Annotated in this window: 11 protein-coding genes; 6 read left to right on the forward strand and 5 right to left on the reverse strand. The window is 74.7% G+C overall.

Annotated elements, in window-relative coordinates:
• The first annotated feature begins 56 nt into the window (after positions 1-56).
• The 5 genes from ABZ272_RS19595 (at position 57) to ABZ272_RS19615 (ending at position 7,973) form a co-directional block, all read left to right on the forward strand.
• Positions 57-1,691, forward strand: coding sequence for a hypothetical protein (locus ABZ272_RS19595; RefSeq protein ID WP_355051368.1), 1,635 nt, complete (start codon positions 57-59; stop codon positions 1,689-1,691).
• Positions 1,691-3,154 (forward strand): NADH-ubiquinone oxidoreductase-F iron-sulfur binding region domain-containing protein, encoded by a 1,464-nt coding sequence (locus tag ABZ272_RS19600; protein WP_355051369.1) that lies wholly within the window; start codon positions 1,691-1,693, stop codon positions 3,152-3,154. Before ABZ272_RS19595 ends, ABZ272_RS19600 begins: the two co-directional genes overlap by 1 nt.
• Positions 3,155-3,222: 68 nt before the next feature.
• Positions 3,223-3,813 carry a thioredoxin-like domain-containing protein gene (locus ABZ272_RS19605; RefSeq protein ID WP_355051370.1) on the forward strand — a complete coding sequence of 197 codons (591 nt, stop codon included), beginning with the start codon at positions 3,223-3,225 and terminating at the stop codon, positions 3,811-3,813.
• On the forward strand, positions 3,810-4,724 hold the full coding sequence (locus tag ABZ272_RS19610; protein ID WP_355051371.1) for a cytochrome c biogenesis protein CcdA: 915 nt from the start codon (positions 3,810-3,812) through the stop codon (positions 4,722-4,724). The genes ABZ272_RS19605 and ABZ272_RS19610 overlap by 4 nt, the downstream gene beginning before the upstream one ends.
• Before the next feature lie 105 nt (positions 4,725-4,829).
• On the forward strand, positions 4,830-7,973 hold the full coding sequence (locus ABZ272_RS19615) for a discoidin domain-containing protein (RefSeq protein ID WP_355051372.1): 3,144 nt from the start codon (positions 4,830-4,832) through the stop codon (positions 7,971-7,973).
• A gap of 60 nt (positions 7,974-8,033) precedes the next feature.
• Here ABZ272_RS19615 and serS read toward each other — a convergent pair whose 3' ends face one another.
• The 5 genes from serS to ABZ272_RS19640 form a co-directional block, all read right to left on the reverse strand.
• Complete coding sequence (serS, locus tag ABZ272_RS19620) at positions 8,034-9,320, reverse strand: serine--tRNA ligase (RefSeq protein WP_355051373.1); 1,287 nt, start codon at positions 9,318-9,320, stop codon at positions 8,034-8,036.
• Positions 9,321-9,416: 96 nt separating this feature from the next.
• On the reverse strand, positions 9,417-10,517 hold the full coding sequence (locus ABZ272_RS19625; RefSeq protein ID WP_355051374.1) for a MerR family transcriptional regulator: 1,101 nt from the start codon (positions 10,515-10,517) through the stop codon (positions 9,417-9,419).
• 25 nt (positions 10,518-10,542) lie between these two features.
• On the reverse strand, positions 10,543-11,793 hold the full coding sequence (locus tag ABZ272_RS19630; RefSeq protein WP_355051375.1) for a saccharopine dehydrogenase NADP-binding domain-containing protein: 1,251 nt from the start codon (positions 11,791-11,793) through the stop codon (positions 10,543-10,545).
• Positions 11,794-11,844: 51 nt separating this feature from the next.
• Positions 11,845-12,987 (reverse strand): alcohol dehydrogenase catalytic domain-containing protein, encoded by a 1,143-nt coding sequence (locus tag ABZ272_RS19635; protein ID WP_355051376.1) that lies wholly within the window; start codon positions 12,985-12,987, stop codon positions 11,845-11,847.
• Positions 12,984-13,427, reverse strand: a complete 444-nt coding sequence (locus ABZ272_RS19640; RefSeq protein ID WP_355051377.1) for a hypothetical protein — start codon at positions 13,425-13,427, stop codon at positions 12,984-12,986. The genes ABZ272_RS19635 and ABZ272_RS19640 overlap by 4 nt, the downstream gene beginning before the upstream one ends.
• A 181-nt stretch (positions 13,428-13,608) precedes the next feature.
• Here ABZ272_RS19640 and ABZ272_RS19645 point away from each other — a divergent pair, with 181 nt between their 5' ends.
• On the forward strand, positions 13,609-16,323 hold the full coding sequence (locus tag ABZ272_RS19645) for a LuxR C-terminal-related transcriptional regulator (protein ID WP_355051494.1): 2,715 nt from the start codon (positions 13,609-13,611) through the stop codon (positions 16,321-16,323).

Below are 16,323 nucleotides of genomic sequence, written 5' to 3' on the forward strand. Positions count from 1 at the left end.
CGGGTGATCCGCGCGCGCCGCCGGTCCGTACTGGATGGGGGAGCAGGGGTCGGCCGGTGGTACGCCGCCGCGAGACGATCGAGGAGCAGATGGCCCGGGCAAAGCAGAACCAGAAGGCCACCGAGGTCCGGACCAGCACCAGCAGTCGGGGGGTGCGGACGCGGTCCCGCTCGGCGACGATGATGCTGATCGCCTCGTTGCTCGCCGCGTTCTGGGCGGCGACCATGCTGACCGGCGCCGGTCAGATGGCGTACGCGTACGGCTTCTTCTTCACCGAGTTCTTCGCCGGCGTGATCGCTCTGGTGTCGCTGAGTCTCACCGTGATGCTGGGACTGCTCGCCACCGACCGGCTGGTGCTGAACATCTCGCACCGGGTGCTGATGCAGTCCGCGCACCGCGCCACCGGCGTCCTGGGTACGGCCGGACTGGTCTTCCACGTGCTCACCAAGATCGCTACCGGTCGGGCTGCGGCGACCGACTCACTCGTGCCGTTCATCGGCGGTCGAGGGCTCTACGTCGGCCTCGGCACCGTGGCCGCCCTGCTCATGGTCAGCGTGATCTGGACCGGCATCATCCGGGCCCGCTTCGCCGGCGTCGGTCCAAAGTGGCTGTGGCGCACGCTGCACTCCGCCGCCTACCTCGCCTGGCCGTTCGCGATCTTCCACGGCCTCAACGCCGGTCGGGCTGCGGCATCCTGGGTGGTCCTCAGCTACTTCGCGTGCGTCCTGCTCGTCGTGTTGGCGCTGCTGGTGCGGCTCTCGGTCACCATCGGCCGGCGCAGTCGCGAGCAGCAGCAGGCCGCCGTGCGCAACGCGGCGATGGCCGGGAGGGCCACCGACGAGGGCCGTGGACGCTCGCTGCTGGCCGGCCTGGGTCGCCGCCGCGAGAAGAGCGAGGACAAGCGTCCGGCCTGGGCGGAGGCCACCACCGCCACGTGGACGGCGCCGACCGGTCCGCGGCGGCGGGACCCCGAGCGGTTCACCGTTCCGGTGGTGCCCGAGCCCGGTTCGCTGGTCGAGCCGGTCCGGCCGAGTCGCCGTCGCCGCGACGAGGAGCCCGCCGCCCGGCAGGACCGCCGCGAAGAGATGGAGACGACGGCGACCCGCCGCTCCGCCCGCCGCAGCGACGAGGAGGAGATGGAGCCGGTGACCCGGCGGCGCGCGTCGCGCAGCCGCGACCGGGACGAGGAGACCGCCCCCACCCGGCGGCGGCGCGCCGAGGAGCCGGCGGCCGAGCGGAGCGGACGACGGTCCCGCACCGAGGACGAGGGCACCCGGTACTCGGCCCCGCCGCGGCGGGCCGTGGACGAGCCGGAGGAGCCGTGGGACAGCCCGCGCCGCTGGCAGGCCGCCGAGCCGATCTCGGCTGGTCCGGTCTCGGTCGAGCCGATCTCGGCCGGCCCGATCTCGAGCAGCCCGATCTCGGCCGGTCCGATCTCGGCGGCGCCGCGCAGCGGCAGCGGCCGGCACAGCGCGGAGGACGACCTGCCGGAGGAGCCGGACTACTGGCGCCCGCCGGCCCGGTACGTCCCCGACGAGGTCCCGCCGCCCGTCGACGACACTCCGACCCTTGTCGACCTGGCATCTCGTCGCGCGCGGCGGGCCGAGGGCCGGTCCGCCAAGCGCCGCAAGGCCAGCGCGGACGCCGTGGACGGGGCGTACTGGGCCGGACTGCGGGGTGAGGCGAAGTGATGCGGACGACCGTCCCCCCGGTGGCCTGCGTCGGTGAGCCTCGACTCACCGCCGGGTTCGCCGAGTTCGGACGCCTCGACCTGGCCGCGCACGAGGAGGTGCACGGACCGATCGGCCCGATGGAGCCGGCGCAGCTGCTCCGGCTCGCCGAGGGCATGCAGCTCAAGGGCAAGGGCGGCGCGGGCTTCCCGTTCGCCCGCAAGATGCGCGCCGTGCTGGAGTCGTGCGAGCGGCAGGACCTCTCCGCGGTGGTGGTGGTGAACGCCACCGAGGGCGAGCCGGCGAGCTGGAAGGACAAGGTACTGCTGACCCGCGCCCCGCACCTGGTCCTCGACGGGGCGGCGCTGGCCGCGTACGCGCTGGACGCCGACGAGATCGTGATCGGCGTGGCGGACGACGGGGTCGGCCGGGACTCGCTGATGGAGGCCCTCGACGAGCGCCGGATGCCGGTGCCGACCACCATCGTCACCGTGCCGCACCGATTCATCTCCGGTGAGGGTGGCGCCCTGGTCAACGGGATCAACGGGCTGCCGCACATACCGCCCGGCACCAAGAAGCGCTCCAGCGACTCCGGGGTCAGTGGCCTGCCCACCCTGTTGTCCAACGCCGAGACGTACGCACAGCTCGCGGTCGGCGCGCGACTCGGCCCGTACGAGTACGCGGCCCTCGGCACCGACGACGAGCCGGGCACCGTGCTGCTCACGGTGACCGGCGCGGCGGGCCGGCCGGCCGTGGTGGAGTGCACCGCCGGCATGCCGCTGCGCGACGTCCTCGACCTGTGCGAGGTCCCGGACGTACAGGGCATTCTGATGGGCGGCTACCACGGCAAGTGGATCACCGCCGAGGCGGCCGAGAAGGCCGAGGTCTCCCGCAAGGGCCTCGCCGCGGTCGGCGGCACCCTGGGCGCGGGCATCATCATTCCGATCGGGGTCGACACCTGCCCGCTCGGGGAGGCCGCGCAGGTGGTGCGCTACCTGGCCGGCGAGTCCGCCGGCCAGTGCGGCCCGTGCAAGATGGGCCTGCCGGACCTGGCCCGCGCGGTCGACCTGGCCGTGGCCGGCAGCCAACCGGCCGACGTCGTCCGCGCCGCCGCGGGCGAGGTCAAGGGCCGCGGCGCGTGCAGCCACCCCGACGGTACGGCCCGGTTCGCGCTCTCGGCGATCGAGGTCTTCGCCGAGGACCTGCGGCTGCACAGCACCGGCGACGGCTGCGGTCGGCGGGTCAAGGGCGTCATGGGGCTGCCCGGCGCACCCGACCCGAACCCGCAGAAGCTCACCCTGGACTGGTCCCGCTGTGACGGGCACGGTCTCTGCGCGCACGTGGTGCCGGACTTCATCCGGCTCGATGCCAACGGCTACCCCGCCTTCCCCGCCACGCCCGTGCCGACCTGGCTGCGCGAGGGCGCCCTCAAGGCGGTCAAGGTCTGCCCGGAACTCGCCCTGCGCCTCGCCAAGGCCGAGTGAGGAAGGGCACCTTTTCAACGCCTCGTGTATAGGAAGGGGCCCTTCCTTACGACTGTGGAGGAGCACGGATGCACAAGCGGATCGGGCCGACGGCGGCAGCAGTACTCGTCGCCGCCCTGCTCGCCACGACGGCCTGCACCGGCACGGTGCCGCCCGACGCTGCCGCCGCCGGGACCGCGCCGGCCCCGACCGGCTCCCCGACCCCCTCGGCTACCCCCTCGGCCGGCGCGTCGTCGGCCCCGGCGGCCCCGATCCCGGACACCCTGCGCTTCACCGGTACGACCCTCGCCGGCGGCGCCTTCGACGGGACGCGACTGGCCGGCCGGCCGGTGGTGCTCTGGTTCTGGGCGCCGTGGTGCGCCACCTGCGCCAGCCAGGCCTGGACGGTGGCCGAGATCGCCCCGAAGTACCGGGACACCGTGCCGATCGTCGGCGTCGCCGGGCTGGGCGAGCAGCGCGACATGAAGAACTTCGTCACCGAGTTCGACCTCGGCGACATGCCCCAGATCGACGATCGCAAGGGCGTGCTCTGGAAGCGGTTCAAGGTCACCGAACAGAGCATCTTCGTGATCATCGATCGGGACGGCAAGGTCGTCCACCAGGGCTTCCTTGACGGTGAGTCACTCACCGCCCGGGTTACCGCGCTGGCCGGGGCGTGACCGGCCCGCTGCTGCTCGCGCTGACCGCCGGCATGCTCGGCGCGGTCAACCCGTGCGGTTTCGCGTTGCTGCCCGCGTACCTCTCACTGCTGGTCGCCGGAGCGTCGGACGCCCGCGGCGCGGTCGGCCGCGCGCTCACCGCGGCGGCCGGGCTCACCCTGGGGTACGTGGCGGTCTTCGGCGCCTTCGGGTTGGCGCTCGCGCCGCTGGCCGGCTGGCTGCGGCCCCGGCTGCCGTGGCTGACGGTGGTGCTCGGGCTGCTGCTGGTCGCGGCCGGTTGCTGGCTGCTCGCCGGCCGACGACTGCCCGCGCCGGGCTGGACCGCCCGGGCACCCCGGCTGACCAGGTCGTGGCCGTCGATGGCGCTGTTCGGGGCGGCGTACGCGCTGGCCTCGCTGGGGTGCGCCATCGCGCCCTTTCTGGCCATCGTGGTGACGAGCCTCCAGGCCGGCTCGACCGGGCGTGGGCTGGCCCTGTTCGGCGCGTACGCCCTCGGGATGGGCCTGGTGGTCGCGGTCGCCGCGGTCGGTGTGGCGCTGCTGCGCGATTCGCTGGTGGCCCGGCTGCGCGTCGCCGGCGCGCTGGTGCCCCGGCTCAGCGGCCTGGTGCTGCTGCTGGCGGGCGGCTACGTCGCCTGGTACGGCTGGTACGAGCTACGGCTGGCCGCCGGCCGGCGAGAAGCCCTGCGAGATCCGGTCATCCAAGCAGCCGCCCAGGTGCAGCACGCCCTGTCGAACACCGTCGATACCCTGGGCCCGGCGGTGCTCCTGGCCGCCCTGGCAGCGCTGCTTCTCCTGGCAGCCCACACCGCACGCTCCCGCCGTCATGCCCGCGATCTTGCACTTTCTGTCGTCCCAAAAGACGCGGATCGGGGCATCGAGACGACAGAAAGTGCAAGATCGGCGGGGTGAGCTGGTCGGGCGCGGGGGAGGGCCTGAGGCGGTGATGTTGGTCTTGACATCTGGGGGTGATCGTCGGAGCCTGGCTGACAACGTTGTCACCACCGAAGGACCACCATGCGTATCTCCGAATTCGAGCTGAGCAGGCGGCGGCTGCTCATCCTCGGCGGCGCCATCGGCGCTGGACTCGCCACCGCCCGACCCGCCGCCGCCCGGGCCGCGTCGGCCGCCGCCACGCCACCGGCTGCGGCCACCGGCCCGGTCGCCAACACCTACCACGCGCTGCTGCTCGCCCACACCCGATGGGCCGAGGAGCAGTGGGATCCGGCGATCAGCGCGTACCGCCTCGCGGACTTCCGGTTCGCGGTCGTGCTCGGTAACGCGGTCCTGCTCATCTCGCCCGGGTACGACCCGGCGGTGACCGGCGTCGACCGGGACACGCTGCACGCCCGTACCATCGCCACCATCCGCCGGTTCGCGGCCACCAACCGGCTCGCCGGTGGCACCGAGTGGGGACGACAGCTGTTCTGGGACAGCACCTTCGAGCTGTACTTCGTCCTCGCCGCCCGACTGCTCTGGTCCGACCTGGACGAGGTGACCCGCACCAACGTCGACCGCATCGCCCGTGGGCAGGCCGCGTACGCCCACTCCCTCGGCACCGGTAACGACCCGCTGAGCGGCAGTTGGACGCCGAACGGCCGCACCGGTGGCTGGATCGGTGACACCAAGCTCGAGGAGATGGGGGTCTACGCCCAGGCGATCGCGCCCGGCCTGGCCTGGGCGTCGGACGACCCCGCCGCCGCGGCGTGGCGCGAGCGGTTCTCGATGTGGACGCTCAACGCGAGTGGTCTACCGGCAGCCGACCGCGCCAACCCCGCCGTCGTCGACGGGCGGGCCATCGCGGACTGGAACACCGCCCACAACATCCACGACACGTTCCTCGTCGAGAACCACAACTCCTTCGGCCCGCACTACCAGGAAGAACTGTGGCGCACCGCGGGTCGTACCGCGGTGCACTTCCTGACCGCCGGCCAACCGCTCCCGGAGGCACTCACCGGCCAGCCCAGCGGCGACCAGTTGTGGCGGACCATGCGGCTGCTCGCCAGTGACGCCGGCGAGCCCTTCATGCCGATGGTCGCGGACCGCTACCACCTGTACGGCCGTGATGTCCTGCCGCTCGCCTTCCTCGCGCAGGTACAGGGCGACCGGCACGCCGCCCGGGCCGAGGCGGACCTCGCCGACCGGCTCATGCCCTACCTGAACTACCCGCCCGAGAATCGGCTCACCAAGTTCAGCGGCGAGCCGAAGTACGAGCCCGAGGCCCGGGCCGAGATCGCGATCAGTTACCTCTTCCACTCCTGGCGGGCGGCCAACGGCGGCGTGGTCCAGCCGGTCGCCAGCACCACGTTCTTCACGGCGGCGGCGGGCACCCGCGACTTCGGGGAGCAGGCCGGGCTGACCGCCCAACAAACCCCGGCTGCCTTCGCCGCGGCGGTCAGCAAAACCGGATTCGTCTCGTTCCAGTGGGCCCCCGCCCACGACAACTGGTTGTTCGACACCCGGGCCGCCTCGCTGCTGCCGAGGCAGTCCGCGCCGGTCCTCGGCCGCACCTCCGCCGCGTACACCGTGGCCCGGGACGGTGTCGACGCCACGGCGACGGTTCTGCGCGTCGCCGACGGCACCGCCGGGTACGCCACGCTGCCCACCGGTACGGTCGTGTACGCCACCACCGGCATCAGTGCCGACGAGGGCACGCTCACCCTGTTCAACCTGGACATGCCCGGCGTACCCGGGCTCACCGGCACCCGTACCTTCACCGGCGAACAGGGGTCCGTCACCCTGGCCGGACAATCGGGCGTCGGCGACGGCGGAACCGACCAGATCAGCTTCGCGTCTCGTTCCGCCCGGCACGTGCGGATGCTCGGCCGTTCCCCCGCCACCCAGTACGGCTACTCCCTGTTCACCTTCGCCGTGCTCGACGCCGGTGGGGTCGACCGCGCCGCCGGCCGGACCGCCACGGCCTCGTCCGCCGACCCCGCCTACCCCGCAGCGCGCGCCACCGACGGCAATCCCGGCACCCGCTGGGCGGTCGCCCGGGAGGAACGCGCCCGCGCGGACAGTTGGGTCGCCGTCGACCTCGGCGAGCCGATCGACATCAGCGGCGTACGCCTGGACTGGGAGTCGGCGTACGGCACCCGCTACGTCATCCAGACCTCTCTCGACGGCTCCGACTGGAGCGACGCGGCGGTGGTGCCGGACAGCCCCACCATCGCCGGCTCCTGGCTGGACATCGACGGACGAGCGGGTCTGGTGGTCCACAACGCCCAGAATCCGATCACCGTGACCGCCACCACCGTCACCCTGTCCAGCGGGCCGGCCACCGGCAGCACCCGGCTGATCATCGAGGGGTACGCGGGCGCGAGCCGGCCGGCCCTGGCCGCCGCGGCGTCCCGAACCCTGCCCGGCGGTGGTCCGGAGGCGTTGCGGGTGAGTGACGCGGACGGATACCTGAGCCTGTTCAACCTGTCCGACAGCGCCATCACGGCGGCGGCCGTCACGCTTGCGCAGCCCGCCACGCTGCGGCTGTACCACGGAAGCCAGGTCACCGGGACGGGGACCACGACGTACCAGGTCGACCTTGCCGCCGCGACCGCACGCGTCGAGCCGACCCGGTTCACCGTGACCGCGGCACAGCCGGAGAAGGCGATTCCCGCCGGTACCCGGTTCGACGTCACCGACTCGCACCACCTCCGAGTCACCGCGCCCGCCGGGCACATCGTGAAGGTGCAGGTGGAGTCCGCGGCCGGCGGCGCCCGCCAGCGGCTGACGGTTCCCGCCGGACACAGCAAGGACGTCGCGTTCGCGGGTGGAACGGTGACGCCGACCAGCGGTCTGGCCCGGTCTCGGACGACCTACCCGACGTCACCGCTGCCGGCCGGCATGACCGACCCGTCGGCCGCCGTCGACGGTGACCCGGGGACCGCCTGGCAACCCGGCCCGAACGGCCGAATGGTGATCGACCTCGGGTCGTCGCGGGAACTGGCCTCGGTCCGCCTGACCTGGACTCCCGGTCGGCGGCGGCCGATCACCGTGGCCACCTCGGCCGACGGACTCGGCTACGAGACGGTCGCCTCGGTGCCGAAGCCGAAGCCCGAGACCACCGTCACGACCACGTCCTCCGGGCGGTACGTGGCGGTCGCGGTCGCCGACTGGCAGCCCGGTGACGCCCGGCTGACCTCCGTGGAGGTGTTCGCCGCCTGAAAGTTCGAACAAACGACGGCGGGGCTGGTGCGGATCGCACCAGCCCCGCCGCCGACTGACTCAGCGCAGGGGGGTCAGCCGGTCGATGCCCAGGCGGTCCTGGAGGACCTTGGGGACCAGGACGCTGCCGTCGGCCTGCTGGTACTGCTCCAGGATGGCCGGGAAGAGGCGGCTCGTGGCCAGGGCGGAGCCGTTGAGGGTGTGCACGAAGCGGGTCTGCTTGCCACCCGGCTCGCGGTAGCGGATGGCCGCCCGACGCGCCTGGTAGTCGCCGGCCCAGGAGACCGACGAGACCTCCTTGTACTTGCCCGTGCTCGGCATCCACACCTCGATGTCGAGGGTCTTCTTCATCGAGGCGCTGGCGTCACCGGCCGAGAGCAGCGTGCGCTGGTAGTGCAGGCCCAGCCCCTCGACCAGGCTCTCGGCGTGGGCGAGCATCTCCTCCAACGCCGCGTCCGCCTGCTCGGGCAGGGTGAACTGGAAGATCTCCACCTTGTTGAACTGGTGCCCGCGCACCGTGCCACGCTCGTCCGAGTGCGACCCGGCCGACTCCCGCCGGTAGCACGGCGTGTACGCGAACGCCTTCAACGGCAGCTTCGTGGTCTCCAGGATCTCGTCCTGGTACGCGCCCAGGATCGCCGTCTCCGAGGTGGGCAGCAGGAACTGTCCACGCGGCGCGGAGGCGGCGTCCAGGTGGTAGACGTCGTCGTAGAACTTGGGGAACTGGCCGGCGGCGAACCCGGCCGAGTCGAGCAGCAGGTGCGGCGGGAGCAGGAACTCGTACCCGGCCTTGATGTGCTGGTCGACGAAGTAGTTCAGCAGCGCCCACTCCAACCGGGCGCCGATCCCCGTGTAGATCCAGAAGCCGGAGCCGCCGAGCTTGACGCCGCGCTCGTAGTCGACCAGACCGAGCGCCCGGGACAGCTCCACGTGATCGCGGACCTTCTCGATCACCGGCGGCTCACCGAAGGTCTTGACGACCCGGTTGGCCTCCTTGCCGCCGGGGAGGATGTCGTCGGCGGGCAGGTTCGGCAGCTCGCTCATCGCGTCGCGCAGCCGGGCCTGCACCTCGTCCAACTGGGACTCCAGGTCGGCGAGCTGCTTGCGCTCCGCCTCGGGGGCGGAGACCTGCGGCTCGGTGCCGGCGCGCTTCGCCTGCGCGTACGCCCGGGCCTCGGCCTTGCGGCGTTGCCGCTCGGCGTCGATCTCCGTGATCAGGGCGCGGCGTTCCTGGTCGAGCCGCTGGATCTCGTCCAGGGATCGGGTGACCTCGGCGGGATCCAGTCGCTTCGCCAGCGCGGTCGCCACCGCCTCGCGATCCTTCCGGATCAACTCCATGTCGAGCATGCTGCTCCGTACGCCTCCGTCCGGGGTTCACTGGTGAACCATCAGATGTTACCGTCGCGCACGTTTCCACCCCGGGACGGGGAGCGCGAGGGGTTTCTACAACCGGATCGGCATCAGGACGGAGAACGTGTCCTCGTCGTCCGGGCGGCGTACGGCCAGCGGGGCGATCGGCCCGTCCAGCTCCAGCACCAGTTGCGGGCCGCCGGCCGCGTCCAGCGCGTCGAGCAGGTACGCGCCGTTCACCCCGAACCGCAGCTCGCCGTTCGGATCGGCGGGCAGCCCGGTCAGCTCGGTGGGGTGCAGCAGCCGCAGGCCACCCGCCTCGTCGAGGCCCAGGACGGAGACCGCCAGCGGCGTGCCCGCGTACTCGCGGGCGAGCGTGGGTGCGGCCGGGTCGCGCAGCGCGGCGCGCAGGGCCACCACGTCCACCGGGATGCGGTACGCGGCCGGCCGCGCGCCGACCGCCTCGCGCAGCAGCCGCCGGTAGTCCGGGAAGTCGTACGGCAGGGCGACGCCCGTGAGCGTCCGGCCGGCCACCATGACCCGCAGCTCGGGCCCGGCCACCGTCAGTCGTACCGGCCCGTCGTCGGTGTCCAGCAGTCGGCGTAGGCGGTCGACGAGGTCCACCGGCAGCAGCACCCGCACGGGCGGCCCGTCGACGGCGGCCCCGGCCCGGGCCAGCGCGAGGCGGTGCCGGTCGGTGGCGACCAGCCGCACCCCGTCCGGCTCGACGTCGAGCAGCATCCCGGACAGGGCCGGCAGCTCCGGGTCGACGCCGACGGCGAAGCGGACCGCGTCGAGCGCGGCGGCGAACTCGGCGGGGGAGAGCAGCAGCGTGGTCACCACGGCCGGGCCCGGATCGACCAGGGTACGCAGCCGCGTGATCTCACGGCGTGCGTCGGCGAGCCCGTCGCTCAGCCGGCGCAGGTGCGCGTCGAGCAGCCGGTGCACCTCGGCCGGCTCGGCGCGGACAGCGGCGGCGATGTCGGGCACCGGCATGCCGACCCGGCGCAGCCCGGCGACCAGCCGGGCCGGGGCGACCTGCGCGTCGGTGTACCAGCGGTAGCCGGTCACCGGGTCGACCAGGGCCGGCGTCAGCACGCCCGCCGAGTCGTAGAAGCGCAGCGCGCTGACGGTCAGGCCGCTGGCCCGGGCCAACTCGCCGATGCTGTGCAGGTCGCTCACCACGTCGGGCATCCTGCCCCCTCGACCTGGTCGAGGGTCAAGCGGCCGACCCGGCCCCACGCGCCGCCGTGTCGCGCGTCGCTTCCGCCGCCGACGAGCCCACTGCGACCTCGTCCCGCTTCAGCACCCGGAAGGTGAGCCCGGCGCGGACCAGCCGGTCGAGCAGCGCGTCGCCCATCGCGGTGACCGGGGTGAGCTGGCCGGCGGTCGGCGGCAGGTCGTCGAGCGCCAGACACAGCGCCGACTCGGCGAGCATCTTCGCCGTCTCGTCGTAGCCCGGGTCGCCGCCCGCGACCTCGGTGACCACGCGCTGTCCGCCCCCGGTGCCGACGAACCGGACCCGGAACCAGGACGACGCCCGCTGCTGCGCGCTGGGCCCCTGCCCGGAGGCGAGCCGACCGAGCAGCCACCGCCGGGTGGGCGGCACCTTCACCAGGCCGATCAGCGCGCCGAGCCCCACCGCGCCGACGAGCACCGTCGGCAGCCGCTTCAGCGCCGCGAAGTGCCGGTAGCGGAAGTCCGGCCCGTACTCCGGGCGGGCCGCGGCCGACCGGCGGACGACCTGCGGATCGATGGTGGGCAGCGGCACGGTCCAGATGCCCAGCTCCGCCGAGCGGGCCAGCCGGCCGGGTACCGCGCGGACCCGGCGGTCGGTGGGACGTGGCTCGACCGCCCGGCGGGCCCGGGCGGCCCGGCTGGCCTCCCCGGTCCGGGCGAAGGCGGTGAGCGCGGAATGGTAGGTGCCACCGGAGAACCGGGCGCCGGCGCGCACGTAACCGTCGACGGTGATCGGTTCACCGGCCGGCAGGTGCTTGACGGTGAACCAGACGCCCAGGTCGTGCGGGACGGAGTCGAACCCGCAGGCGTGCACGAGGCGGGCGCCCGTGCGGGTCGCCTCGGCGTGGTGGCGGACGTACATCAGGTCGACGAACTCCGGCTCGCCGGTGATGTCCAGGTAGTCGGTGCCGGCCCGGGCGCAGGCCGCGACCAGCGGCTCGCCGTGGTGGACGTACGGCCCGACGGTGCTGGCGACCACCCGGGCGCTCTCGGCCACCACCCGCAGCGACCCGGCGTCGCCCACGTCGGCGTGCAGCAGTGGCAGGTCGACCAGCGCGGGTTCGATCGCGGCGAGCCGGTCCCGCACGGCGGCCAGGCGACCGGGGTCGCGCCCGGCCAGGGCCCAGCGCAACCCGGGCGGGGCGTGCCGGGCCAGGTACTCGGCCGTCAGCCCGCCCGTGAAGCCGGTCGCGCCGAACAGCACCACGTCGTACGCCCGCTCGCCAGTCATCCTCCGAGTCTGCCACCGGTCATCGTCGCGCGCCGATCCGGCGAGGGCGGGTCACGGCGTGAACACGACCCGGATGCAGCCGTCGGCGCGGTCGGCGAACAGCGCATACCCCGAGGGGCCGTCCGCGAGCGGCAACCGGTGGGTGGCGAGGTGCTCGGTCCGCAGCTCGTCGCGGGCCATCCGGTGCAGCAGCATCGGTACGTCCCGCAGGTCCGGCCGGCGGGCCCCACGCACCGTGAGCCGCTTGTCGGTGACCGTGCCCAGGGCGAACCCGTCGACGGACCCGTGCGTGCCGCCGAGCACCACCACCACGCCGTCCTTGCGGCAGGCGTGCACCGCCTCGCGTACCGGGTCCGGCCGGCCGCCGCCGGCCAACCGGTCGACGACCGAGCGGGGTGGCGGCGGACCGGCGGCGACCACGCACACGTCCGGGCCCCGCCCACCGCTGCGCTCGCGCAGCTCGGTCGTCACATCGGCCCGGCGGTAGTCCAGCGGCTCCGCCCCGGCGTGCCGTTCGGCCATCCGCAGTCGCTCCTCGTAACGGTCGACGACGAGCACCCGGGCCGCCCCCCGCAGCACGGCGGCATGGGCGGTCAACTGGCCCACCGCGCCGGCTCCCCAGACCGCCACCACGTCGCCGGATCGCACCTCACCCAGTTCGGCCGCGAGCCAACCGGTCGGCGCCGCGTCGGCGGCGAAGAGCGCCCGATCGTCGTCGACCGCGTCCGGCACCCGGAACGCGCCGACGTCGGCGTACGGCACCCGCACGTACTCGGCGTGCCCACCGGCGAAGCCGCCCGCCGCCCGGGGCCGGCCGAAGCAGCCGGCGTCCGGACGTTCCCAGTCCGGATCGACGCTCGGCACGTCGACGCCCGCGTTGTCGCAGCACGAGTGTCGCCCCTGGCGGCAGTACCAGCAGCCGCCGCATGCCACGCCCGCGCCGACCACCACCCGGTCGCCGATCCGGTGCCGCCGGATCGCCGGCCCGGCCTCGACCACCTCGCCCACGAACTCGGCCCCCAGCACGTCACCGGCGCGCAGCAGCGGGTCCCGTCCCGCCAGCAGGGGCAGGTCACCGCCGCAGGTGGCGCTGCGGCGGACGCGGAGGATGACGTCCCGCTCGTTGCGCAACTCCGGGTCGGGCACCTCGCGTACCGCCAACTCGTCGGCGGCCACCCAGCACAGCGCCCTCACCCGGGGACCCTCGGGCGGTCCAGCGCCGAACGGTCCGCGCGCAGCACCTCGCCGGCCTCGGCGCGCTGCTTCACCTGGCGCAGGGCCCGCCGGACCAGCAGGCGCGGATCGTCGCCGACGAGGTGGGCGGCGAGGCCGGCCGTCGCGGCGGCACGGGCCAGTGGCCGGGCGGCCAGCTCGGTGCCCCGGTCTCCCGGCGCCGGTCGTACCCGCACCTCCACCACGCCGTCCAGGCGGCGCAACGGCTCCGGCCACCGGCCGTCGGGAAGCACCTGCCCCGGGGCCCGATCCACGGTCACGACCTCCCACCCGGCCGCGGTGAGGTCGCGGTCCGCGCCGGACCCACGCCACCGGGGTACGCGCAGCAGCCGGGCCGCCCCGGCCAACGCGCCGCCGCCGAGGGCCGATCCCGCCCGTACCAGCCGTCCTCTGCGCCCCATCGGTCCTCCCGGTCCACGTCCCCCGATCGTCGGTCGGGTCCGGGTGAAGCGGGCTCGCCCGGAAGGGGTGAACCGGTCCCCGCCGGGTAACCGCTCGCCGACCGGGGGGCGGAACGCGGGCGGTGGGGGTGGGAGCCGGGTGCCGGAACAGCAGGATTCCGGGCGGGTCGGCACGGCGGCGGTGCGGCCGGGGGAGCGGCGGCCGCTGCTGTCGTCGCGGCTGACGCCGTCCGTGCCGCCCGAGCCGGTGGTGGCCCGGCCGCGCCTGCTGCGCCTCCTCGACGAGGGCAGCGCCGGGCCGGTCACCCTGGTTGTCGCGCCCGCGGGATGGGGCAAGACGACCCTGCTCGCCTCCTGGGTACGGCTGACCGAACCCGAGGACGCGCCAGCGCCGGCGTGGGTCTCGGTGGAGGTCGGCGACGACGGCGACCGGCTGTGGGCGTACCTGGCGGCGGCCCTGCGCACGGCCACCGGCGCGGCGGACGACGACCTGGTCGCGCCCCTGCCGACCGGTCCGCCGCGCCCCGACCAGCTGGAGCTGCTGGCGGCCGGGCTGGCCGCCGCCGAGCGGCCCGTACTGCTGGTCCTGGACGATCTGCACCGCATCACCGACCCGGCCGCGTTGAGCGGGTTGGAGTTCCTGCTGCGGCACTCCGAGCAGCGACTGCGCCTGGTCGTCGGCGCGCGGGCCGGGCTGCCACTGGCCCTGCACCGCCTCCGCCTCGCCGGCGAGCTGACCGAGGTCGGCACGGACGAGCTGGCCTTCACCGACGACGAGGTGGCCGACCTGCTGACCGCGCACGCCGCGCCGCTGCCGGCCGCCGCCGTACACCGGCTTCGTGAGCGCACCGGAGGCTGGCCGGCCGCGTTGCGGATCGCCGCGCTGGCGTTGCGCGGCCGGCCCGACCCGGAACGGTGGGTGGGGCAGTTCGGCGGCGACCAGCCGGAGATCGCCGGCTACCTGCGCGAGGAGGTGCTGACCGCGATCGACCCGGCCGATCGGGACCTGCTGCGTCGTACGGCCCTCGCCGAGAGCGTCTGCGCCGACCTGGCCGAGGCGTTGACCGGCCGCGCGGACGCCGAGCAGGCGCTGGCCGACCTGGCCGGGGCCGGTGGCCCGTTACGCCGGGAGGACAGCCGTCCACCCTGGTACCGCTGCGACCCGCTGCTCGCCGACCTGCTCCGCGCCGAGCTGGCCCGCCTGCCCGCCGACGAGGTGCGCGAGCTGCACGCGCGGGCGTCCGACTGGTACGCCGGCGCGGACCGACCCGCCGACGGCCTCCGGCACGCCCTCGCCGCCGGCCGCTGGGACCTGGCCGCCGAGCTGTTCGTCGCGAACTGGCCGGAGCTGACCCGCTACGACCACGATCCGGTCGGTGGCCCGCCGCCGCCGTCGCCGCCCCCGGAGGCGGTCGAGGCCGATCCGGAGGTGGCCCTGGCCAGTGCCGCCGAGCGGGCGTACGCCGGCGACCTGAGCGCCGCCACCGGCCACCTGCGCACCGCCGCGTCGTACGCGGACGCGCTGCCGACGCCACGGCGGGACCGGTTCCTGCGGTTGGCGACCGCGCTGGAGCTGACCCTCGCCCGGCTCGCCGGTGACCTGCCGCAGACCCGTGCGGCCGCAGCGCGACTGCTGCGCATCCGCCCGACCGCCGCACCGACCGCCGGCTCACCCGACGGCCCGCCGGCCGGGCCGCTGACCGACTCCTCGCGGCCCGGGGACGCCGACCTGCGGGCGTTCACCGGGACCGCGCTGGGCCTGGTCGGGATGTCCGCCGGCGGGCTGCCCGACGCGCGGTTCGTCCGGGCCCGGGCGGCGGCCCGGGAGGCCGGCCGGCCGCGTACCGAGCTGGTCGCCGCCAGCCGCACCGCGCTGCTGCTCGCCGTGCGCGGTGACCTGCGTGCGGCGGAGCAGGCGGCCCACGACGCGCTGGGCATGCCGCCCTGCCGGGGCTGGTCCTGCCGGCTCGACTGCGGCTACGCGTACCTGGCCCTGGCGGTGGTGGCCCTGCACCGGGACCAGCCCGAGGAGGTCGCCGCGAACCTCGCGCTGGCCGCACCGGCCACCGACGCGCCCGGCGACGAGCCGGTGGCGGCGGCGGTCCTGGCGCTGTGCCGCGCGGGTCTGGCCCGGGACGCCGGTGACCCGGCCGCCGCCCAGCGGCTGCTCGTGGGCGCGCGCGAGGCACTGCCCGGCGAGCCGGCCGCCGCCGAACTGTCGAGCCTGCTCCGGGCCGCCGAGGCCGACGCCCGCGGCGAGCGGGGCGACCTGGACGCCGCCCGGGACCTGCTCGCGGACGTCACCGGCGACCCGGCCACCCCGGCGCTCGACGTGGCCCTGGCCCGGGTCGAGCTGCGGGCCGGCGACCTCGGCGCCGCCGGGCGGGCCCTACCGGACTGGCAGGGGCCGCCGGCTGCGGCCTGGCCCCTGTCGGTACGCCTGGACGCCGGCCTCCTGGAGGCGGTACTCGCCGAACGGGCCGGGGACGGACGACGGGCCGGGCGGGTCCTCGAACAGGTGCTCGACCTGGCGGGCCCGCAGGGCTCCCGTCGGGCGTTCACCCGGGCGCAACCGTCGGTCCGGGACCTGCTGGCCGCCCACCTCGACGCGGGTACCGCGCACTTCCCGCTGGTCGGTGACCTGGTCCGGGGCGTCGAGGAGGGCACGCCCCGGGCGGCGGTCGAGCCGGGCGGCCCGCTCGACGAGCCGCTCACCGAGCGGGAGCTGACCATCCTGCGGTACCTGCAGAGCATCCTGTCCAACGTGGAGATCGCCGGCGAGCTGTCGCTGTCGGTCAACACGGTCAAGACGCACGTACGCAACATCTACCGCAAACTCGGCGCGACCCGCCGGCGCGAGGCGGTCCGGCGGGCGCGCGAGCTGCGGCTGATCTGA

It is taken from the genome of Micromonospora sp. NPDC005979 (assembly GCF_040614415.1).
GTDB lineage: Bacteria > Actinomycetota > Actinomycetes > Mycobacteriales > Micromonosporaceae > Micromonospora.

Bases quoted from the DNA above. Each gene is read 5' to 3' on its own strand.
- ABZ272_RS19640 (WP_355051377.1), bottom strand. From the start codon at position 13,427: ATGGGGCGCAGAGGACGGCTGGTACGGGCGGGATCGGCCCTCGGCGGC.
- ABZ272_RS19615 (WP_355051372.1), top strand. From the start codon at position 4,830: ATGCGTATCTCCGAATTCGAGCTGAGCAGGCGGCGGCTGCTCATCCTC.
- ABZ272_RS19600 (WP_355051369.1), top strand. From the start codon at position 1,691: ATGCGGACGACCGTCCCCCCGGTGGCCTGCGTCGGTGAGCCTCGACTC.
- serS (WP_355051373.1), bottom strand. From the start codon at position 9,320: ATGCTCGACATGGAGTTGATCCGGAAGGATCGCGAGGCGGTGGCGACC.
- ABZ272_RS19630 (WP_355051375.1), bottom strand. From the start codon at position 11,793: ATGACTGGCGAGCGGGCGTACGACGTGGTGCTGTTCGGCGCGACCGGC.
- ABZ272_RS19625 (WP_355051374.1), bottom strand. From the start codon at position 10,517: ATGCCCGACGTGGTGAGCGACCTGCACAGCATCGGCGAGTTGGCCCGG.
- ABZ272_RS19605 (WP_355051370.1), top strand. From the start codon at position 3,223: ATGCACAAGCGGATCGGGCCGACGGCGGCAGCAGTACTCGTCGCCGCC.